This window comes from Rhodococcus sp. IEGM 27 (assembly GCF_033142305.1).
GTDB lineage: Bacteria > Actinomycetota > Actinomycetes > Mycobacteriales > Mycobacteriaceae > Rhodococcus_F > Rhodococcus_F oxybenzonivorans.
The window spans coordinates 587676-607139 of sequence record NZ_JAWLSG010000004.1 but is presented as its reverse complement, the minus strand read 5'-3'; the positions used below and the strand labels follow the sequence as shown (position 1 = coordinate 607139).

The following is a 19464-nucleotide window of genomic DNA, read 5'->3' as shown; positions in this document are numbered from 1 at the left end:
CCTTGTTTTGATGTTTACTACTCATACGGATGTTCAATCTGTGAGGCGTCCACGGGGGATCGACGACCACGAAGTCGAAGGCCGGCGCGGCTACTACGAGCGGGTCGCGTCGGAATGACTTTTGCGTTGGCGCGAACTCGGGCCTATTGCTGTGTGGCGTACTCGGCGAGGTTGGTCTCGAAGCCGGTTTGTGTTCCGAGAGCCAAGACTTCACCGTTGTCGATGTCTTCTTGCCAGACGAGCGATCCCGTCGAGGCGTGTAGAGGATGGTCTTGAACGGTGAGGATGCGGGCTCCTTCCCCGCTGATGGTGTGTGCATGCGCCGCCCATCCGGGTGCGGACAGCATCAGGTCGCCTGCGGCCCAGTCGAAGCGCTGGCCTTCGACGATGCTGTATCCGCTGCCGGCGAAGTGGTAGTTGATGGCGGAGCTCATGTGCCGGTGGGTTCCGCCGGCGAAATCGCCGCCGATCGCGGTGATGGTGGCGAAGAATGACGGTGTGGTGCCGTTGAGGCGTCCGGTCGCGGGGTTGTACAGACAATACAGTGGCCGACCCGTGTATCCGGTCTTGAGGCCAAGGACCCCGGTGAGGTGTTGGCTGACCTCCGACCAGGCGAAGAGGAGGGGTGAGTCCGTGATCGGGTCTGGGTCGATGATGTGTTCGTAGGGGAGAAGTTGGCTGCCGTCATCGCCTAGTGCGATGGCGGGTGCCAGGTCTTTCGCGCGGCGCCCCGATGCAGGAGCGGCTTCGTGGGCATGAGTGTCGACCGTGCTGCCGAAGTCTTCGTAGTAGGCAGAAATCGATTCCAGCAGGGCGGCATTGGTGTAACGCAGATACCGGAAGGCGGTTGTGCCGTTGTTGGTCAACGCCTCGAGATTCATCGACGGCTTGGTCCACACGTCTTGCTGGACCACGTGCATCGTGCGGGCTCCGATGTGAACCGTGCCGCTGCCCGCCAGGCACATCGTCAGGCCAGTGGTATTGGCGCGGACAGGGACGGTGGATTCTCCGGGCAGCAGCATACCGAGGCTGACCTGTGTGGCGGGGGCAAGGCCACGGGCACCTTTCGGCGCCTGCGGATGCACGATCAGCATTTCGCGGCGGCCGCGGTCATCGGGTTCGCCTGCCTCGAGTGCGGCGAAGGCGGTGTCGATCTCGGTGGCGCTGATCATCAGCGGAGACCACTGTTCCCGCTGGTATCGGGGTGTCTGGCGACTGTCGAGCAGGTGGGCGTGCGGGCTCATTTCTTCTCCTGGATCTGATCGGTAGTGTCGGGTGTGGTGGGTTCGAGCGATATGCCGGCGGTCTCGGGGGTGAACCGCATGACGAGGGCGCCGAGGAGAGCGGCCGACGCGAGGTAGCCGACGAACAAGAAGGCAACGTTGTGCTGTGCGGTCCATTGCTGCAGATAAGGGGCGGTGCCGCCGAACACGACGGCGGAGAGCGCGTAGGGCATGGCGATGCCTGAGGCGCGTACGCCGGTGGGGAACAGTTCGGACAGGACAGCGGGCAGGATCGAGGCGACGAAGGCGAACAGCACGAGCGCGATCGTCATGGCGATACCGAATTGCCATGCGCCTTGTCGGGCGAGGTGGTCGAGGGGGAATGCAGTCACGGCGACGCCGAAGCCGTAGATGTAAAAACTCCGGCGTCGACCGATACGGTCCGACAGGGAACCGAGGAGCGGCAGGACCGACGCACTGACGGCGAGCGCGATCACTCCGCCCCACAACGCTGCCGTGGGGTCGATGTGGGCGACGGAGATTGCCCAGGTCGGTCCGCTCACTGCCCAGGCGTAGAACATCGCGGTGACCGACGCCATGAGAAGGAACACCCGTGTCCCGGCGGCGCGGTAGGTCCACAGATTCGCAATGAGAGAGGATGACGAGACAGCCTTCGCCGCAGCGGATGTGAAGGCGTGGGTCTCTTCCATGCCGCGGCGGAGATAGAGGGTGATCAGGCCGAGGGCAGCACCGATGAGGAAGGGCAGGCGCCAACCCCACGTGGCCATCTGGTGGTCACTGAGTGCGGTGGTCAGAAGGGCGCCCATGGTGGTGGCGGCCATGATCGCGAGGAAGCCGGATACGTAAATCGAGGAGGACCAGAGGCCTCGCCGGGCGGGAGGCGCTTCTTCGGCGATGTAGGTGTAGGCAGCGGCGACTTCCCCGGTATGTGCGAGGCCCTGCAGCAGTCGAGCGGCGAGAAGGATTGCGCCGGACAGCACACCGACGGAGGCGTAGGTCGGGGTGAGACCGATGAGAAGCATTCCGGTCGAGGCACAAGCGATGGCTACGAGCAGTGAGTGCTTGCGGCCGAATCGATCAGCCATCCATCCGAAAAGGAGCCCGCCGAAGGGGCGGATTGCAAATCCGACGCCGAATACCACCAGGGTGGAGAGCAGTGCCGAGGTGGCGTTCGCCGGGTTGAACAGTGCCTTGGCGAAGAAGGGCGCGAACACGGCATAGCAGGTCCAGTCGAATACCTCGAGACCGTTCCCGAGTGTGACGCCGATCAGGCTGCGCCGTCGCCGCAGTGCACTTTCAGGCGTCTCGGCGGGGTGTCCGGGCACCTGAGTCGTACTCGGGTCAGGACGATCGGTGGGCGGTGCAGTCATGGCACGTCCTCGTTCAGTGATGGGTGTGGTCGCGGTGCAGCGAAGGTGCGCGCTGGTCGACAAGTTGTTTGCGAATCTTCGCCAGGGCGCCTTGTGCATTGAAGCCGGTGGCTCCCACTGTGATTCCGCCGCGCGAGTAGGTGAACACACGAGTGGAGTGGGAAAGTTCGACCGCGTCGATGTCCACGGCGGTCAGGTCTGGGTCGCCTATGTGCTGAATTCGGGTGCCGTGCTGATCGGACCAGACGAACGGCACCGTCGACGCGTGGCGTGGCGCGTGCGGATGCACGATGTTGTGCGCGGCGACCGCGGCGTGCTCGCGGGCGTTGGTCCAATGCTCCACCCGCATCTCGTCGCCGTAACGGGGGTTGAACCAGCGCGCGACGTCACCGATGGCGTAGAGATTCGATGTGCCCTTTACCCGCAGGTCGGGGCCGCACACGAAGCCGTCCCGGATGGGGAGCGAGGAGTCGGCTGCCCAGTCGGTGCAGGGCGTGGTCCCGATCCCCACCACCACTACGTCGCCGACGACGGTGTCCCCGTCGTCGAGGTTCAACTCGACGGCTCGCCGGTCTGCGTCATAGGACGCACCGTGCACGACCGTTCGGCATCGCACGGTCACGCCATGGAGTGCGTGTAGTGCCGCCAGCGCGTGGGAGACCGGTTCCGGCAGCACCCGGGCGGCCATCCGTGCTCCGGCTTCGATGATGGTGACGTCGAGGCCGAGTTCGCGCGCACTGGAGGCGACTTCGGAGCCGATGAATCCGCCGCCGACGACGATGACGCGTGGGCGGCGACGCAGGTCGTTGCGGAGCGCAGTTGCGTCGGCAAAGGTTCGCAGATAGTGCACGCAAGGTATGCCCTCGAGTGCGGGCAGATGGCGTGGTGCGGAGCCGGTGGCGAGGATGGCGTTGTCGTAGCGGATGACGCTCCCGTCACCGAGGGACAGTGTCGACGCCGCGGTGTCCACGGCGACGGCTGGTGTTCCCTTGCGGTAGTCGATGCCGTGTCCGAAGTGGTCGGTCAGATGCGGTGACGGGAGGTCGGTGTTCGACAACACTGCCTTCGACAGTGGCGGCTTGTCATACGGCTCTTCGTTTTCACCGTCGACGAGGATGATGCGGTGGTGAGGGTCGTTGTGTCGTAACGCCGCCGCCGCTCGGATTCCGGCAACGGAGGCACCGACGATGACAGTGGTGGCCGCGGCGTGCATGGTCAGGACTCGGAGATCCGGATCGCCCGGACGGGGCAGTCGGCTTCGGCTTCTCGAAGGGTGTCCTGGTCTGCGTCCGTGGGGTGGCCGGGCCGGGTGAAGGCGATGTTGGTGTCGGGGTCGAGGTCGAACACGTCGGGTGCGGCGACCAAGCAGTTCCCGTAACCGTTGCAGGCCGCAGTGTCGATGTGGATGCGCGGTGTCATAGTGTTTCAGCTCCTGGGTGCAGAGTCGGCGAAAGACAGCGGGAGCTTTCGTAATCCGAAATGTGTCCCGGCCTCGATGGCCGTGAAGGTGGGGTCGGCCGCCAGCGTGATCGGCGGATACTGGCAAAGGGTTTCGAGGAGGATGCGCAGTTCGGATCGGGCAAGTGCAGATCCGACACATTGATGAATGCCCCACCCGAACGCCAAGTGGCCTCTTGCGGAACGGTGGATATCGAACTCGTTCGGGTGCTCGAATTGCCGGAAGTCACGATTGGCTGCGGCATTGAGAAGCAGCACCCATGAGCCTTCCGGGATGGTGGTACCGCCGACCTCGACCTCGCGAGTGGTGCGGCGAGCAAACATCTGTGCAGGAGTGCGGAGTCGCAGCATCTCCTCGACGTACAGTGGCGCCACACCGGGGTCCGCGCGAAGGCGCTGCTGCAACGATGAATCCGAAGCCAGTAAATACAGCAGTGTGCTCACCGAATTCAACGTCGTCTCATGGCCGGCGACGGCAAGAGTCAACAGCACCGAGTGTATTTCTCCGATGTCGATCGGGCGTCCGTCGACTTCGGCATCGAGTAGCCAGGTGAGGTAGTCGTCGGGCCGACGGGCGCGGTGCTCGTCGATGTCGCGGTCGACGGCCTCGACAAGCGCTGCGCGGCCTCGAAGTTGGGACTCGGCCGTCCCGTGCCTCCAAATATCCTCGGTCAGTTCACGAAAGCGTGCCACGGTCGCAGGGGAGAAACCGACGATCTTGGTGAGCACGCGTAGCGGAATCGACAGCGCAACGTCGGCCACCGCGTCGCCTCCACCGGACTGGTGGAACGATGCGAGCACCTCGGAGATCATCGAGGTGAGCCACGGCTGTAAATCCCGTATCGAGTCGGGAGTCAACGCCCGCGTCAGCAACGACCGGTAATGGGTGTGTAGCGGGGGGTCATAGTCGATCGGTATCGATGACATGCCGTCCACCATCGGGATCCGGTGTCCGGAGGCCGAGGAGAAGGTCTGATGATCGCGAAGCGCCGCCTTGACGTCCGAGTAGCGACTGATGATCCAGTATCCGCCGTGGAGTGGCGAGTAGATCGCAGGGCCGGCCGACAACAAGCGCTCGTACGCGTCCCAGAGCGTCGAGTCATTCCAGCTCGGGCTCAGGTGATCGAATCTTTCGATCGGCGAGGCCATTTGCTCGCCTTCGGTGGTGTTTGTTGTAATGACGACCCCTCCTCGAAATCAGTGCTTCACGTCACAGTAAGAGGGCGCCGTTATATAAACAATTACCGAATTGGAGATAGGAACATAACCCTCTGCTTATTCCGCAGCAGTCACCTAAATAACGGCTCGCTTATGCGCACATCAGGAACATCGTCTTTGCCTTATGGGGAAGGGGCGATAGTGTGATTGCTATCACTGTCAATCGCTGTGCGGGGAGTTCCGTGCAGCAGTCTTCGAAGGGGACCCCATGAAGCCGAGAACCGAAGACCCTTCGCAGCTGAGCCTCGGGTACTTCTTTCCCAGCGGAAAGACCAATTTCCTGTATTCGGACGAAGCTGCTCGGCGAACACCGGCGATGACGAAAGCGAACCTGGTCGCCCTCGCGCAGGCAGCCGAACGGGTTGGCTTCGATTCCCTGTTCATCGCCGACAACTGGTCCGGGCACCAGCGGGTCGCCGAGGAGTTCGGGCACCAGTCGCCGGCATTCCATGCGCCACTACTGGCTATGGCACTGCTGGCCACGACAGAACACATCGGCGTCATTTCGACGTTCCACACTACTCACCACAAGCCCGCCCACGTCGCCCGGATGGGCGCCACACTCGATGCGTTCAGCGACGGGCGGTGGGGCTGGAACGTGGTGACGGGATTCAGTGCCGACGAGGCGGCACTGTTCGGTGAGCCGTTCATCGATCACGACGAGCGTTACGTCATGGCAGCGGAATTCGTCGACATCGTCAAGAGGTTGTGGACCGAGCAGGAACCTATCGACGTCGACGGGAAGTACTACCGGGTGACCGGACGGATCAAAACCCCTCGGCCCGTGCAGGACCCGCACCCCTTGCTGGTCAGCGCGGGTGCATCCCCGGCGGGCGCAGAGTTCGCGGCAAGGTTCTGCGATCAGTTGGTGACGTTGGCCAACACCGAGGAGCTGGTGCGTGAAGTCGATCGTCGATTGGCTGCGCTGACCGAAAAGAGTAAACGAGTGGTGGGAACGTGTCCGTTCTCGATGGCTATCGTGCGCCCGAACGAGGGCGAGGCCGAGGAGGAATATGCGCGACTGTTGCAGTCTCTCAACGTCGAGGCCACCAAGGAGATCGCCGCCGATGTGCTCGGATCGATCGAATCCTCCCGGTCGATGTACGAGAAGATGGGGGAGGAAGAAGCAACCCGCGCGTTCGGCGGCGCCGGATCGGTCTTGCAGCTGATCGGAACCCCTGAACAGGTTGCGGAGAAAATCATTTCCCTGAAGAGCACCACGGCGACAACGAATGTGCTGATCAACTTCCCGCTGTGGAGCCCGCACGAGCTGGAATCATTCTCCTCCGTGCTGCCGTATCTGCGTGAAGCGGGGGTCTGGTCGCCACCGCAGGACCGCAACTGGTCGTGGTGAAGTGCGTTCGGTGGCGTCACCGGGAGCGAAGTGCGGCACGAATTTCGTCGACGGCCGCTTGCTGGAGTGGGGAGAAATACTTGTCTCGCCGCCACAGCAACGCAATACGCTCGGAAAGTTCGAGGCCGGGAACGATCAGCTCCTGTAGTCGACCTGTAGCAAGGTCGGATTCGACGACGTAACGCGGAGCGAAAATCGCCCAGGCGTTGTCGGCGGCTGCCTGCTTCATCGGCTCGGCATGTCCGAAGCGGATGACGAAATTTGGTTCGATGTCACTCAGTCGGGTGAGCTGTTCCATCAGGTTTCGTTGGTAGATCACCTCGCGTGGCGCGCCGACGAAAGGCAATGCCAAGGCCCCGTCGAGGGACAGCGTTGTGGAGGGGGCGACGAGGCCCGGTCCGGCGCAGAGGGTGATCGGCTCGGTGCGAACGACTTCGGAGGACATGGTGTCCGGTAGGTGCCGCTGGTCCCAGGTCACCACCGCGAAGTCCGCCTCACCGGTTTCGACCGCGCGCAACGCTTCGTTGGGTTGCGAGCTGGACAGGGTGAGGTCCGCACCGGGTCGGCCACGCTGGAACCGGCTCAGAATCGGGGGTAGAAGGTAGCTCCCCACCGCCATGCTCGACGCGATGGACGCGGCGCCACCGCGCCCCGAGCCGAGTTCGTCGACGTCGCGCCTGATCTGCGCCGCCGAGGCCAGCATTTCCTTGGCCCATTGATTCGCGCGTTCCCCCGCTTCTGTCAGCAGCATGCGGTTTCCGCGGCGGACGAAGAGCTTGGCGCCGAGCCATGATTCGAGAGCGCGCAACTGCCCCGAGACGGCCGGCTGGGCCACCATCAGCACTTCTGCGGCCCTAGTGACACTGCCCTCTTCGACGACGAGGCGAAAGACTTCCAGACGCTTGAGTGAGAGCTGTGCTTCCATAACTCCTAATATAAGCAATAGGTGATGCGTATATCGAAATCTTGATATTTGCTTTATATCACGGAATCTCTATCGTTAACTGCATCACAGCCGCAGTGGTTTGGATCGCGATCCGTTCCGCGGGAACGAGGACCCAGCGCCGTGAGTCCACGGGCGCGCATCGGTGCAGCCCCCTCGAACACACAACTGGCAAGGACGACGATGAACGTACCGTGGATAACGGAACAGCAAGTGCAAGAAAAGGTCTCGATATCCGATGCGATCGAAGCGATCGCCGGATCGCTTACCCGTGAGGTCGACGGGACCGCCCGAAACATCCCCAAGACGATGACGACCTGGGAGCCGGCCAGCAGCGCCCACGCGCTCGGCGCCTATGACGAGGGAGGCGGTCTCGTCGCTTTCAAAACCTGGGTCAATACCCCTGAGGGTGCATCGGCGCTGCTGACGCTGTTCGACGCCACTACCGGTACCCCCCGCGCGGTACTCGAGGCCGGCGCGCTCGGTGCACTGCGTACCGCGGCGGTTTCCGGGTTGGCGACACGCCTGATGAGTGCTCCCGATGCCGCTGAGCTGGCTGTGATCGGCAGCGGTCGTCAGGCGTTGGGCCAGGTTGCCGCGGTATGTGCAGTGCGCCCGATCGCCCGGGTCCGGGTGTGGAGTCGGTCCGAAAGCAGCCGGATCGGATTCGCCGCCACCGTGCGCGACACACTGGGGGTGGATGCCGTCACGGCCCCGACACTCGCGGAGGCGGTCGACGGGGCGCCGATCGTCACCCTTGTCACGCGGGCGACGGAACCGTTCCTCAGCCCAGGAGTGTTGTCTGCGGGAACACACCTCAATGCGGTCGGGGCGATTCTGCCGCACACAGCCGAGTTCGATCCTGCGCTGCTGGCCGATTCCGATCTGACGGTCGTCGACAGCCTCGCCAACGCGCGTCGATCGTCTCGCGAGTTGACCGAGTACTACGGCGAAGACTGGGCTCCGGTGAAGACGCTCGGTGATCTTCTCACCGGTGCGGTGGTGAGGCCGCTGAACCCTGCTTTGACGATCTTCAAAGGACTCGGGATGGGGCTGGCCGATCTGGCTGTCGCTGCAACGGTGCTCGAGTCGACCCACCGCGAAGGAGCACTGGCATGAGATTCCGTACCGACACCGCACTGATCACCGGATCGATCGCGCCCTTGATCACCCCATTCACCGATAGCGGAGCCTTGGACACAGCAAGCCTACGTCGGCTGGTCCGGTGGCAGATCGCCGCCGGATCGCACGGCCTGTCGATCGGTGGCTCCACCGGAGAGCCCAGCGCTCAGACGGTCGCCGAGCGGATCGAGGCGATCGAGACCGTTGCCGACGAGAACAATGATCGAGTTCCGTTCATCCCCGGAACCGGCTCGGCCAAGCTGGACGAAACCCTCGAGATCACCGCGGCCGCGCGGGCCGCCGGCGCCGACGCGGCGCTGATCATCACCCCCTACTACGCGCGCCCCACCCAAGAGGCGCTCTACCGGTGGTACGGCACCATCGCAGGGGAGTTCCCGGACCTGCCGATCATCATGTACAACGTCCCGTCGCGGACCGCCGTCGACCTGGATCCGTCCACGGTCGCCCGCCTCCACCGGGACTTCGACAACATCGTCGGTATCAAGGAAACGACGAAGGACTTCGAACACTTCTCCCGGGTAATTTGCGAAGCGGGAGAGAGTATCTCGGTGTGGTCCGGCATCGAACTGCTCTGTCTGCCGCTGCTGGCACTCGGCGGTGTCGGGTTCGTCAGTGCCGCCAGCAACATCGCACCCCACACGGTCGCTCGGATGTACGAGCTGTGGACAGCAGGTGATCACGACGGGGCCCGCGCACTGCATTATGCGCTGCATCCGCTGGTCGACCTGCTGTTCGTCGAGACCAATCCGGCGCCGGTCAAGTGGGTCCTGCACCAGCAGGGGCGGATCGCCTCACCGCACGTGCGGTCTCCGCTGATCACGCCCACACCGGCGGGCATCGACAAGATCGAGACCCTGCTCGGTCAGGCCTCGACCATCCTGACCGAAGAGAAGGCTTTCTGATGCGCGTGGCAACGGTCGAACACGGCGGCGATCGGCGGACAGTCGTCCTCGACGCAGACGGCCGCTCACGGGACGTCACCGGGCTCACCGGTGTGGTGGCCGCGGACGTCGACATCGAGAAATTCGCTTCTCTGACCGAGCAGGATCTCCGTGGATGCCCGTTGATCGATCTGGACGAGATCACCCGTTGGTTACCACCGGTCACCGATCCGCGGCGGATACTCTGCGTCGGCTTCAATTACCACAACCACGCCGTCGAGATGGACAAGGAACCCCCTCGGTACCCCACCTTCTTCGTCCGTTTCCCCTCGTCGCTCGTCGGGCACGGAGAGCCGATCGAACGATCCCCGATGTCCGACAGTTTGGACTGGGAAGGGGAGATCGCGATCGTCATCGGCCGCGGTGGCCGCAACATCCGCGCCGAGGATGCGGCGGATCATATTTGGGGTTACACGGCCTTCGCGGACAACAGTGTTCGGGAATACCAGCTTCATGGAACCCAGGCCACGGCGGGGAAAAACTTCGACCGGTCCGGGTCGATCGGCCCGTGGCTGGTCACCTCGGATGAGATCGCCGACCCGAAAGCCCTGAGAGTGCAGACCTATCTCGGTGACAGCCGAGTGCAGTCCGGAGTTCTCGCGGATCTGGTTTTCGACGTTCCCACCGTCATCGAGTACGTGAGTACATGGACGACACTGACCCCCGGAGACATCATTGCCACCGGCACGCCCGCGGGGATCGGTTTCCGACAGGACCCACCCCGGTACCTACAGCCCGGGGAAGTGTTGACCATCGACATCCCCGGCGTCACTCGACTCGTCAACCACGTCAGATGACGTAGCGAGGAGGAAGAAAATGGCAACAAGCTCGATCGCTCAGCACGAGGACATCGCAGCATCGCTGAAGGAGGTCATGGCTGCTGTCTGTACCCCGGTCTCGGTCGTGACGGCCATGGACGGAGACCGACCCCACGGGACTACTGTCAGTGCTTTCACGTCTCTGTCGATGGCGCCTCCCATGGTCCTGGTTTCTCTCGATCGCTCCTCGGCGCTTCTCGGAATCATCCGACGCAGCGGACGATTCGGCGTCAACATCCTCGGTAGCGCCCAGTCGGCGGCGGCCACGGCCTTCGCCTGCAAAGGGGCCGACAAATTCGCCGACACACCGTGGACACGGGTCAGTGGTGTTCCCCGCTTGGACGGGGCTCCGGGATGGGTGGTGTGTGACGCGTCCTCCTTCGTCGAGGGCGGAGACCACATTCTCATATTGGGTGAGGTTCGTGAGGCGGTAGCTCACGACGGACCACCACTCACCTATTTCCGCCGCGATTTCGGCACGCACATGCTGCTCGCCCAGGAGCACCGGTGATTCCGTCACGCTCCGGTGATCACGCGGTAGACCGGGCCGTCACGGCCTTGAGGGCCGGCGGCATGGTCGTCGTGGTCGATAGCGAGGACCGCGAGAACGAGGGCGACCTCGTGGCCGGTGCCGACACCGTCAGCGCCGACCAGATGGCCTTCATGGTCCGCCACACCACCGGCATCATCTGCGTCCCGATGACGACCGAACGAGCTGATCAGCTAGGGCTTGCACCGATGGTGCCGATGAATACCGACCCCCACCAGACCGCCTTCACCGTCACAGTCGACCACACAGGCGCCGGAACCGGTGTGTCGGCCGGCGACCGCGCGATGACCGTGCGGGCCCTCGCCTGCTCGACCAGTGTGCCCGGTGCTTTCCGTCGCCCCGGACACGTTTTCCCGCTTCGCTCGCGACCGGGAGGGGTCCGCGAGCGGCCCGGGCACACCGAGGCCACAATCGACTTACTCACACTCGCTGACCGTGCTCCTGTCGGCGTGATCGGGGAAATCGTGGCAGAGGACGGTTCGATGCGCCGGGGGTCGGATCTGCGCAAATTCGCGAACAACCACGGATTGCCCTTGGTCACGATCGCCGATCTCGCAGAGTTCCTGCGACCGAAAGCAACACCCGTGGAGAGACTCTCCACCTCACGAATGCCTACCGCCTTCGGCGAATTCCAAGCAATCGCCTACCGCGCGAGCGACGACGGAGTCGAGCATCTGGCGTTGGTCATGGGCGACGTGGCCGCGGCCGCCGATAGCGAACCCGGTGCCCTCGTTCGCCTACACAGTGAATGCCTGACAGGGGACATTCTCGCCTCCACCAGGTGTGACTGCGGTAGCCAACTCGAGCAGGCACTGGTGGCGGTCAGTCAGGAGCACTGTGGCGCGGTGATCTACCTACGGGGGCACGAGGGTCGTGGCATCGGGTTGGCACACAAGATCAACGCCTACGCGCTCCAAGACAGTGGTCTGGACACCGTCGACGCCAACCTGGCGCAAGGTCTCTCCGCCGATGCCCGCTCGTACGCGGTCGGAGCCCATATTCTCGAAGACCTCGGCATAGGCAGAGTTCGCGTCTTGACCAACAATCCGGCCAAATGCGCGGCTTTGACCAGCTATGGGCTCGAGGTCGTCGACCGCGTCGGACTCTCGAGTAACGCAACCACCGACAACGTGCGTTATCTCCGCACCAAACGTGACCGTATGGGCCATCTCCTCGACATCCCCGATGTCATCGACTCTGAAAGAAGTGTGCTGTGACCGCAGATCTCGGCGATCAGGTTCTGACACCCCTGAACTTTCTCGAACGTGCGGAGGCCATCCACGCCGATCGCACCGCCATGACCTACCGCTCCCGGTCGTGGTCGTACGGTGAGTTCGCGGTCACTGCCCGCCGCATGGCCGGCACCCTCGCAGGCCACGGAGTCACACCCGGTGACCGCGTCGCCGTCCTGGCATCGAACACCCCACTGATGCTGCTCGCACACTTCGCCGTTCCCTTGGCAGGCGGTGTGCTCGTCACCCTGAACCACCGCCTGGCTGGACCGGAACTCGCGTACATCGTTCAGCATTCCGGCGCATCTCTCGTCCTATTCGACGACGAATTTCGTTCCCTCGCAGACTCCTTCGGGATCCGGACCCTTGCGGTGGGCGAGGTGCTGGAAGCCGGCGGACCCGAATACGCCCGCTCGGTTGATGACGAGCGCAGCCTCATTTCGCTGAACTACACCAGCGGCACGACCGGCCGGCCCAAGGGCGTCATGTATCACCACCGCGGCGCCTACCTGCAGGCGCTTGCCATGATCCACCACGCCCGACTCGGTCTCGACACCGTCTACCTGTGGACGCTGCCGATGTTTCACTGCAACGGTTGGTGTTTTCCTTGGGCGCTCAGCGCCGCCGCAGGAACACAGGTCTGTCTCGATCGACCCGACCCCGACACGGTATGGCGGCACCTCCGCAGTGGCGGCATCACCCACTTCAACGCCGCTCCCACCGTCCTCACCAACCTGGCTCAACATCGTGAGGCGGCAAACGGACCGCTGGGAAGAACCGTCGAGGTAGGGGCCGGGGGAGCGCCGCCGTCGCCCACCCTCCTGTCGGAACTGACCGCACTCGGCATCCACACCACCCACCTGTACGGACTCACGGAAACCTTCGGCCCTGCCGTGGTGAACGAACCACGCCCCGAATGGAACAGTCTCAGTCACACTGATCTGTCCAAAGCGATGGCCGTGCAGGGAAACTCCAATATCGTCGGCACAGGTATCCGGGTCTTGGACACCGTCGGCAAGACCGACGACGCCCCGGTCGTCGACGTCACCGCTGACGGCACAACCCTCGGGGAGATCGCTGTTCGCGGAAACACCGTAATGCTGGGCTATTACCACGACGACGCGGCGACCGAGGCAGCCCGCATGGGCGAGTGGTTCACGACCGGCGATCTCGGCGTCATGCATCCAGACGGATCGGTCGAGATTCGGGACCGGGCGAAAGACATCGTGATCTCGGGCGGAGAGAACATCGCCACGGTCGAAGTCGAGCACGTACTCACCTCCCATCCCGCGGTCGCCGAGGCGGCCGTCATCGGAATCGCAGACCCGAAGTGGGGTGAAGTCCCGGTGGCTGTCGTCACGCTCCGGCCGGGCGCGGAGGTGTCGACCGAGGAACTCATCGCCTTCACCCGTACCCAACTGGCGGGTTTCAAGACGCCTAAGCACGTCTACTTCCGCGAATTGCCCAAGTCTGGGACCGGAAAGATCCTCAAGCACCGGCTCCGCGAGCTCATTTCACCGGAAGCTCCGCAGGCGCTGTCGGCGACGGTGGAATAGCGCGGCTCGCTGCTCTCCGCCGTAAAGGGCCACCGACCCCTACGCGAAACAAGTCCTGTGACGACTACTGGGTCGCGTACGAACACAGGCTCATCCGCCGAACTCTTGGTAACGTGCAGTTGAAGGCGGCGACACTTTCCCTGAGGGGAGAAGCACCGTGGTACCGAATGTGGGTGAGGCCGCAGTGCCCGACGCCGCTGAGACCTCGCACCCGATCAGGAGACCGCAATGGCCACCAAGAACCGCATCCTCATCGTCGTGACGAACGTCGCCGAGTACCAGAAGGTCGGCTACCGGACAGGTCTGTGGCTGGGCGAACTGACGCACTTCTACGACTACGTCACCGATAACGGCTACGAAGTCGACATTGTCAGTCCTGCAGGCGGTTACGTACCGATCGACCCGGAGAGCCTCGCTCACGACGTGCTCGGTGACCTCGGCACCGACAAGCGCTACCGCGACCGCGAGTTCATGGATCTTCTCCGTGACACGAAGAAGGTCACAGACGTCGACGTCGAGGAATACGACGTCATCTACTTCACCGGCGGCCATGGTGTGATGTTCGACTTCGGCGGTGACGACCTCGGTGCAGTGACGGCGAAATTCTACGAATCCGGCCGGATCGTGTCGGCGGTGTGTCACGGACCGGCCGGCCTGCTCAACGTTCCCCTGAGTGACGGCACCCCACTTGTCAAAGACAAGAATGTCACCGGCTTCTCCTGGCCGGAAGAGGAGGCGGCACAACGGGCCGACGCCGTCCCGTTCAGTCTTCAGGACGAGCTGAAAAAGCTGGGAGCGAACTACAGCATCGCCGACGAACCGTTCGCAACCTATGTGGTCGAGGAGGGGACGCTGATCACGGGGCAGAACCCGGGGAGCGCCCGCGCTGTGGCGGAAGCAGTGGTGAAGAGGCTCCACACCCGATAGCGCCCTGATGTTCGGTGCCCCTCCGTCTTGTCGAAGAGCATTCCTACTGTGTGCCTACTGTCACTTCACCGGCCCGCCGAGACCGTGAAGCGGCTGTCGGCCTCTTCACGGATCTGCGACGGCGCCGGATGCGGAAGGACGCCCGCTTCGACTACTTCACGAAGTCGAGCAGGGCGTCGTTGACCTCCTGGAAGTGGGTCCAGAGCAGGCCGTGCGGGGCACCTTCGACCTCGACGTACTGCGCTTCGGGAAACGCTTCGTGGAACGGACGCCCGGCGGCATCGATCGGGAGAATGTTGTCCTTCGTCCCGTGCAGGATCAAGGCAGGTTTGCCCGACTCGCGCACCTTCTTGATGTCGGCACGGAAATCTTCGATCCAGCTGGACACGACGGCATACGCCGCAACGGGAGCGCTTCCGGCTGCCACATTCCAGCTGTTGCGGACGGCGGCTTCGCTGATCCGACTGCCGAGGTTCTCGTCGAGGTTGTAGAAGTCTTTGTAGAAGTTGTCGAACCAGGCGAATCGGTCTTCGCGGGCTGCGGCCTCGATGCCGTCGAATACCGACTGCGGCACGCCTGTCGGGTTGTCGTCGGTCTGCAGGAGGAAGGGCTCGAGGGAGGCGAGGAAGGCGAACTTGGCGACGCGATCAGTGCCGTAGATGCCGGCGTACCGGGCGAGCTCGCCAGTGCCCATCGAGAATCCGACGAGAATGACGTCGTTCAGGTCCAGTGTGGTCAGCACGGTGTTCAGATCCGAGGCGAACGTGTCGTAGTCGTAGCCGGTGGTCGGCTTGCTGGACTGCCCGAACCCGCGACGGTCGTACGTGATCACCCGGTATCCGGCTTTCAGCAAAGCTGCCGACTGGCGCTCCCAGGAGTTGCCGTCGAGTGGATAGCCGTGGATGAGGACGACTGGTTGTCCTGTGCCGTGATCCTCGTAGTACACCTCGATGGGAGTGCTGTTCTCGGTGCCGACCTCGATATATGCCATGGTGACGCCCTTCCCTGATCCTCGACTCACCGAGAACGTGCGTTCTCCGGTGCGTGGACTACTCTAGAGAACGCTGGTTCTCTGAGCAAGGGGTAAGTGACGTGGATGTAGACGCAGCGAAGGCGGCGGTGCTCGAATCGGCCGATGCGCTCTTCTATGCGCGCGGCATCCAGTCGGTCGGCATGGACGAGTTACGCACCGCCGCCGGGATCTCCCTCAAGCGGATGTACGCACTGTTTCCGTCCAAGGCTGCCATCGTTACCGGAGTCCTCGAAGGCCGTACCGCGATGTGGAATGACGGCATTCGCGCGGAGGCGAGCCGATATGACACTCCGCGCGAGAAACTGTTGTCGATATTCGACTTTCTCGACGCCTGGTTCCACGAGGACGAGTTCCGCGGTTGCGCCTTCATCAATTCGTTCGGTGAGCTCGGCAGCACCATGCCCGCGGTCGCGGCGGCAGCACACAGTCACAAGAAGCAGTTCATCGACTATGTCACCGACCTGGCGGTACAGGCCGGATGCGCGCCGATTGTCGGGCTCCAAATCGCGTTGCTCGCGGAGGGGGCGCAGACAACCGCCGCCATCTCCGAGTCGCCCGAATCTGCTATCGCCGCGAAAGCGGCCGCGGCCATACTCCTCGACAACTGTGCGCCGTGACGAGGCTGAAGGCCAGGACTGTTCGGCTCACCTCGCTGTGTCGAAGCCCCGCCTCAGCACCGCGTCGGCGCGGGCTCGCCTCGGAATCGCGCCGCGATGAACTCGTACGCATCAGGGAAACCCACCACGGCAGTGGTCATGTGCTCCGAGATTTCGTACGGCACGAACGTCAGGTTTGCTCCGGCCGAGCAGTATCGACGGGCCACCTCTGCCACCGAATCAAAGGGCGTGAGCCCATCGAGCGTGCCGTGCCACATGTAGACCGGCGCCGTCGGCACACCCTCGAAATAGCGGAGACTGTTCTCGCGTAATACCTGGCGTGCGGTCGAACTCGCCATAAGACTGGTCGACGCGGCCAGCTGCCCGGCGTTCCGGAAAGCGCCGTGGAACAGAAGGAATCGCCGGCACTCGTTGCTCATCCATTCGCGCAGCCACAGACCTGTTTCGTTGAGCTGCGACGACACCGGCAGCCGCTCCGGGTACTCACGCTCGAGGCCGACGGCCGCCGCGAAAGCGAGCCCGAACCCGGGGTGCGGGTTGAACCCGAGCCCCTCGGCCATCTGTTCGAGATCCGCCGGGATTCCGCCCTGCACCACAGCGGCAAGCTCGAGCTCGGGAGCATAGGTCGGCGCGAGCGCCGCCGCCCAGGCGCTCGCCATTCCGCCGCCGGAGTAGCCCGCCAAAGCTACGGGGCTGTTCGTGAGGCCCAATTCGGATACTCGCTGAACCGCGCGAATGCTGTCCAAGGTAATCATGCCGCCGAGTTTGGCGGCACCGTACGCACCGGTCGGGCCGAGGTGGTCCGGCACCGAAACGGCCCATCCCCGCTGCAGGCCCAGATACATCCCCGGCGATTCCTGCATCTCCAGGTTGAACAGAGCCCGGGAGGGCGCGCACTTGGTGCCCAGTGAATTGACGATCGCCTGATACGACACCAGCGGTGGATTCACGACGCCCCGGGGGAGCAGCACCGTCGTGACCGCCAGGATGGGATTTCCGGCGGAATTCGTCGAACGGAACGCGATCTGCCAGCCGTCCGAGTTGGCGTACATCCACGTGTCGATCCGTCGAGTGCGAACCACGTCGCCCGGCTGAATTGCCGCGAGATCGGCGGGAGCGAGGTAGAACGGATCCGGGTCGGGCCAGGGATAGAGCGGTTCGGCGCTTGCCGGTACCGGAACTGTCATTGCAAGGAAGATGGCACCGAGCATCGCCGCCATCAATGCCCTGAAGGCTCGCCGCATGAATTTGCTCCCTCTGCGCCGTATCGTCAAGACGCTGTGACTGTATACGAGCAGGGAGAGGCTCCGTTACAAATGTGGTCACGGCACGGACCATCCGACACGCATGTGGACGAACGCCCGACAATGCGCTGTCACCCGGGCAGATGACTGCCGGTCGACGCAGCGGGTGGCGGTGGCCAGGTCCGAGACGTGGCCACCGCCGCTCCAGCTGTTAGCTACCGAATCCGCTGAACAGCTCGAGGAGACCGTCGAGACCGAAGTCCAGGCCGCCGCCGCCCGGGGTGGTCGAGCTGACAGTGACCCGCACGGGGGCGATGGGGTCCTGGTAGTCGACGTCGCCCTCCTCCTTGCACTTCGTGCGCACCTGGTACTCGCCGTCGGGGAAAACAGCCGAGGTGCCGACGCCGGACGCGTTGGTCAGCACCTGACCGGCCACCATGGTCGGACCGGTCACGGGGAAGCTCTGGCCGACCTTCGTCGTGGAGTCGAGGACCGTTGCGTCGGCGCTGTAGACGGTGCCCTCGCACTTGACGAACGGCTTGGTGGTGTTAAGTCCGGTGATCGAGGTGGTGATCGTGCCTGCACCGGCGTCCGCGGTCACGGTCGCCGCACCGGTGATCGCTGCGGAACCGATGGCGGGGTTTGCGATCAGCGTGAGCGCGGAGAGTCCGGCGATGATGCCGGCGCCGGCCAGGCGCCGCTTGGTGGAAGAAGCCACGAGAGTTGTCCTTGTCGTTAGTCGCCGGGCCCCCGCACGCGGCGCATGTGATTCTTGCGTGCCAGCTCCGGATCACCCGGGGGTGAGCTCGGCTGAAGCACAAGAACGGTTAGCCTGCCCTCTGTGAGGGCTGCCTAAGTAGATGGTGTGAAGCTGCCTGGAGTCAACAGATGTGACAGGGGTCACCATGAGCCTGTGAGTACTTATCAACCGCCCACGGTTAATAAGTGCTCACAGGTGCCCCTCGACATCCAGCCAGGGGCGCGTCACCCACATCGGCACCCGGTCGTCGCAGAAGTGAGCGGCATTCGGATAAGACGCGCGCAAAGAGGACAGCTTCACCGCTTCGGTGTCAATAGTGTTGTGGCTCACACTCGAAGGGAATGTGATGCACAACGAATTCGATGCCGTCATCGTCGGTTCCGGAATCAACGGACTCGTCGCCGCGTCCATGTTGTCGCGATCTGGCTGGAAAGTGGCACTCCTGGAGAGTAATCCGGAGATCGGTGGGTTCGTCGGGAGCGGTGAGCGCACGGTGACCGGCTATGTGCACGACACCTTCTCTTCCTGGTACCCGCTGTTCGTGTCGGGCCCCGCGCACACGGCGCTCGGCGACGACCTGGCCCGTCACGGGCTGCGGTTCTGCAACACCGACGAGGCCGTGACCGCGAGCGTTGCCGACAGCGGCCGCGCTTCTCCGTGCAGTACCGAGAGAAGTTCGGCGAGACGCCATCGGCAACGCTCCGGCGATGACGGTGCCTGTTGCCCGTGCTCGACACCGCCACGGAATAGGAAGGTGCGATTACTCCTCCGCTCGAGGTCGACCTGTGTCGTCGTGGCAGGATAGTTCGGTGCCGAGGCGACTGGCGCAGAGCTCGTTGAGTTCTGAGATCACTCTGATCTCCAGCTCGGTGGGGCCGCGGAGAATTCTGAGCAGGCGCATGAAGTACTGCCTGGGGGAGAGTCCGAAGTTTACGTAGATATCCTCGTTGGAACCACCGCCGTAGTGTTGCCATTGGAGCGCGAAACCGAGGATTCGCGCCTTTTCGGTGGGTCGAACATTGCTGGTGTCTGGCATCTTGTGTGTCTCCTCCCTCA

The 19464-nt window shown here is 63.6% G+C and carries 21 protein-coding genes; 10 read left to right on the top strand and 11 right to left on the bottom strand.

Annotated features, from left to right (window positions below; all coding sequences use genetic code 11):
• Positions 1-143: 143 nt before the first annotated feature.
• Genes R4P95_RS17620 through R4P95_RS17600 form a run of 5 tightly spaced genes read right to left on the bottom strand, consistent with a single transcriptional unit; the run spans position 144 to position 5221 of the window.
• Positions 144-1244 (bottom strand): hypothetical protein, encoded by a 1101-nt coding sequence (locus R4P95_RS17620; RefSeq protein ID WP_317745762.1) that lies wholly within the window; start codon positions 1242-1244, stop codon positions 144-146.
• On the bottom strand, positions 1241-2614 hold the full coding sequence (locus R4P95_RS17615; RefSeq protein WP_317745763.1) for an MFS transporter: 1374 nt from the start codon (positions 2612-2614) through the stop codon (positions 1241-1243). The genes R4P95_RS17620 and R4P95_RS17615 overlap by 4 nt, the downstream gene beginning before the upstream one ends.
• Before the next feature lie 13 nt (positions 2615-2627).
• On the bottom strand, positions 2628-3827 hold the full coding sequence (locus R4P95_RS17610) for an FAD/NAD(P)-binding oxidoreductase (protein WP_317745764.1): 1200 nt from the start codon (positions 3825-3827) through the stop codon (positions 2628-2630).
• Between the two features lie 2 nt (positions 3828-3829).
• Positions 3830-4033 (bottom strand): ferredoxin, encoded by a 204-nt coding sequence (locus R4P95_RS17605; RefSeq protein WP_250777964.1) that lies wholly within the window; start codon positions 4031-4033, stop codon positions 3830-3832.
• 6 nt (positions 4034-4039) lie between these two features.
• Positions 4040-5221: a cytochrome P450 gene (locus tag R4P95_RS17600; RefSeq protein ID WP_317745765.1), complete on the bottom strand. Its 1182-nt coding sequence runs from the start codon at positions 5219-5221 to the stop codon at positions 4040-4042.
• A gap of 277 nt (positions 5222-5498) precedes the next feature.
• On the opposite strand from R4P95_RS17600, the gene R4P95_RS17595 reads away from it, so the two are divergent.
• Positions 5499-6644, top strand: coding sequence for an LLM class flavin-dependent oxidoreductase (locus tag R4P95_RS17595; RefSeq protein WP_213576427.1), 1146 nt, complete (start codon positions 5499-5501; stop codon positions 6642-6644).
• A gap of 16 nt (positions 6645-6660) precedes the next feature.
• Here R4P95_RS17595 and R4P95_RS17590 read toward each other — a convergent pair whose 3' ends face one another.
• On the bottom strand, positions 6661-7569 hold the full coding sequence (locus R4P95_RS17590) for a LysR family transcriptional regulator (RefSeq protein WP_213576428.1): 909 nt from the start codon (positions 7567-7569) through the stop codon (positions 6661-6663).
• Positions 7570-7770: 201 nt separating this feature from the next.
• Between R4P95_RS17590 and R4P95_RS17585 the strand changes: the two genes are divergently transcribed.
• The 7 genes from R4P95_RS17585 to R4P95_RS17555 all read left to right on the top strand — a co-directional run bounded on the left by R4P95_RS17585 (position 7771) and on the right by R4P95_RS17555 (position 14754).
• Positions 7771-8706, top strand: a complete 936-nt coding sequence (locus R4P95_RS17585) for an ornithine cyclodeaminase family protein (protein ID WP_317745766.1) — start codon at positions 7771-7773, stop codon at positions 8704-8706.
• Positions 8703-9632 (top strand): 4-hydroxy-tetrahydrodipicolinate synthase, encoded by a 930-nt coding sequence (dapA, locus tag R4P95_RS17580; protein WP_317745767.1) that lies wholly within the window; start codon positions 8703-8705, stop codon positions 9630-9632. The genes R4P95_RS17585 and dapA overlap by 4 nt, the downstream gene beginning before the upstream one ends.
• Positions 9632-10468: a fumarylacetoacetate hydrolase family protein gene (locus tag R4P95_RS17575; protein WP_213576431.1), complete on the top strand. Its 837-nt coding sequence runs from the start codon at positions 9632-9634 to the stop codon at positions 10466-10468. Before dapA ends, R4P95_RS17575 begins: the two co-directional genes overlap by 1 nt.
• 19 nt (positions 10469-10487) lie before the next feature.
• Positions 10488-11000: a flavin reductase family protein gene (locus tag R4P95_RS17570; protein ID WP_213576432.1), complete on the top strand. Its 513-nt coding sequence runs from the start codon at positions 10488-10490 to the stop codon at positions 10998-11000.
• Entirely contained in the window at positions 11000-12256 is a 1257-nt protein-coding gene (locus R4P95_RS17565) for a bifunctional 3,4-dihydroxy-2-butanone-4-phosphate synthase/GTP cyclohydrolase II (RefSeq protein WP_397517732.1), read from the top strand. The genes R4P95_RS17570 and R4P95_RS17565 overlap by 1 nt, the downstream gene beginning before the upstream one ends.
• Positions 12253-13827 (top strand): AMP-binding protein, encoded by a 1575-nt coding sequence (locus R4P95_RS17560; RefSeq protein ID WP_317745769.1) that lies wholly within the window; start codon positions 12253-12255, stop codon positions 13825-13827. The genes R4P95_RS17565 and R4P95_RS17560 overlap by 4 nt, the downstream gene beginning before the upstream one ends.
• 228 nt (positions 13828-14055) lie before the next feature.
• The gene (locus tag R4P95_RS17555) at positions 14056-14754 is read left to right on the top strand and encodes a type 1 glutamine amidotransferase domain-containing protein (protein WP_317745770.1); all 699 of its coding nucleotides are present in this window, start codon (positions 14056-14058) and stop codon (positions 14752-14754) included.
• Between the two features lie 151 nt (positions 14755-14905).
• Here the strand turns inward: R4P95_RS17555 and R4P95_RS17550 are convergent, their stop codons facing one another.
• A complete protein-coding gene (locus tag R4P95_RS17550; RefSeq protein ID WP_317745771.1) occupies positions 14906-15745 on the bottom strand; it encodes an alpha/beta hydrolase in 840 nt (279 codons plus the stop codon).
• A 101-nt stretch (positions 15746-15846) separates the two neighbouring features.
• Here R4P95_RS17550 and R4P95_RS17545 point away from each other — a divergent pair, with 101 nt between their 5' ends.
• Complete coding sequence (locus R4P95_RS17545; RefSeq protein WP_213576435.1) at positions 15847-16404, top strand: TetR/AcrR family transcriptional regulator; 558 nt, start codon at positions 15847-15849, stop codon at positions 16402-16404.
• 53 nt (positions 16405-16457) lie between these two features.
• Here R4P95_RS17545 and R4P95_RS17540 read toward each other — a convergent pair whose 3' ends face one another.
• The 3 genes from R4P95_RS17540 to R4P95_RS17530 all read right to left on the bottom strand — a co-directional run bounded on the left by R4P95_RS17540 (position 16458) and on the right by R4P95_RS17530 (position 18738).
• On the bottom strand, positions 16458-17648 hold the full coding sequence (locus tag R4P95_RS17540; protein ID WP_411567409.1) for a lipase family protein: 1191 nt from the start codon (positions 17646-17648) through the stop codon (positions 16458-16460).
• Between the two features lie 211 nt (positions 17649-17859).
• Positions 17860-18366, bottom strand: coding sequence for a hypothetical protein (locus R4P95_RS17535; RefSeq protein ID WP_159924251.1), 507 nt, complete (start codon positions 18364-18366; stop codon positions 17860-17862).
• Between the two features lie 231 nt (positions 18367-18597).
• Positions 18598-18738 (bottom strand): hypothetical protein, encoded by a 141-nt coding sequence (locus R4P95_RS17530; RefSeq protein ID WP_317745772.1) that lies wholly within the window; start codon positions 18736-18738, stop codon positions 18598-18600.
• 16 nt (positions 18739-18754) lie between these two features.
• On the opposite strand from R4P95_RS17530, the gene R4P95_RS17525 reads away from it, so the two are divergent.
• Positions 18755-19213, top strand: coding sequence for an FAD-dependent oxidoreductase (locus R4P95_RS17525; protein WP_317745773.1), 459 nt, complete (start codon positions 18755-18757; stop codon positions 19211-19213).
• On the opposite strand, the gene R4P95_RS17520 is transcribed toward R4P95_RS17525, so the two are convergent.
• Positions 19169-19444 carry a DUF3263 domain-containing protein gene (locus tag R4P95_RS17520; RefSeq protein WP_213576437.1) on the bottom strand — a complete coding sequence of 92 codons (276 nt, stop codon included), beginning with the start codon at positions 19442-19444 and terminating at the stop codon, positions 19169-19171. The genes R4P95_RS17525 and R4P95_RS17520 overlap by 45 nt on opposite strands.
• Positions 19445-19464: the final 20 nt, after the last annotated feature.

What these genes read in the sequence shown, in the direction of transcription:
- R4P95_RS17620 (WP_317745762.1), bottom strand. Translation starts at nt 1,244, where the DNA reads ATGAGCCCGCACGCCCACCTGCTCGACAGTCGCCAGACACCCCGATAC.
- R4P95_RS17615 (WP_317745763.1), bottom strand. Translation starts at nt 2,614, where the DNA reads ATGACTGCACCGCCCACCGATCGTCCTGACCCGAGTACGACTCAGGTG.
- R4P95_RS17610 (WP_317745764.1), bottom strand. Translation starts at nt 3,827, where the DNA reads ATGCACGCCGCGGCCACCACTGTCATCGTCGGTGCCTCCGTTGCCGGA.
- R4P95_RS17605 (WP_250777964.1), bottom strand. Translation starts at nt 4,033, where the DNA reads ATGACACCGCGCATCCACATCGACACTGCGGCCTGCAACGGTTACGGG.
- R4P95_RS17600 (WP_317745765.1), bottom strand. Translation starts at nt 5,221, where the DNA reads ATGGCCTCGCCGATCGAAAGATTCGATCACCTGAGCCCGAGCTGGAAT.
- R4P95_RS17595 (WP_213576427.1), top strand. Translation starts at nt 5,499, where the DNA reads ATGAAGCCGAGAACCGAAGACCCTTCGCAGCTGAGCCTCGGGTACTTC.
- R4P95_RS17590 (WP_213576428.1), bottom strand. Translation starts at nt 7,569, where the DNA reads ATGGAAGCACAGCTCTCACTCAAGCGTCTGGAAGTCTTTCGCCTCGTC.
- R4P95_RS17585 (WP_317745766.1), top strand. Translation starts at nt 7,771, where the DNA reads ATGAACGTACCGTGGATAACGGAACAGCAAGTGCAAGAAAAGGTCTCG.
- dapA (WP_317745767.1), top strand. Translation starts at nt 8,703, where the DNA reads ATGAGATTCCGTACCGACACCGCACTGATCACCGGATCGATCGCGCCC.
- R4P95_RS17575 (WP_213576431.1), top strand. Translation starts at nt 9,632, where the DNA reads ATGCGCGTGGCAACGGTCGAACACGGCGGCGATCGGCGGACAGTCGTC.
- R4P95_RS17570 (WP_213576432.1), top strand. Translation starts at nt 10,488, where the DNA reads ATGGCAACAAGCTCGATCGCTCAGCACGAGGACATCGCAGCATCGCTG.
- R4P95_RS17555 (WP_317745770.1), top strand. Translation starts at nt 14,056, where the DNA reads ATGGCCACCAAGAACCGCATCCTCATCGTCGTGACGAACGTCGCCGAG.
- R4P95_RS17550 (WP_317745771.1), bottom strand. Translation starts at nt 15,745, where the DNA reads ATGGCATATATCGAGGTCGGCACCGAGAACAGCACTCCCATCGAGGTG.
- R4P95_RS17540 (WP_411567409.1), bottom strand. Translation starts at nt 17,648, where the DNA reads ATGCGGCGAGCCTTCAGGGCATTGATGGCGGCGATGCTCGGTGCCATC.
- R4P95_RS17525 (WP_317745773.1), top strand. Translation starts at nt 18,755, where the DNA reads ATGCACAACGAATTCGATGCCGTCATCGTCGGTTCCGGAATCAACGGA.
- R4P95_RS17520 (WP_213576437.1), bottom strand. Translation starts at nt 19,444, where the DNA reads ATGCCAGACACCAGCAATGTTCGACCCACCGAAAAGGCGCGAATCCTC.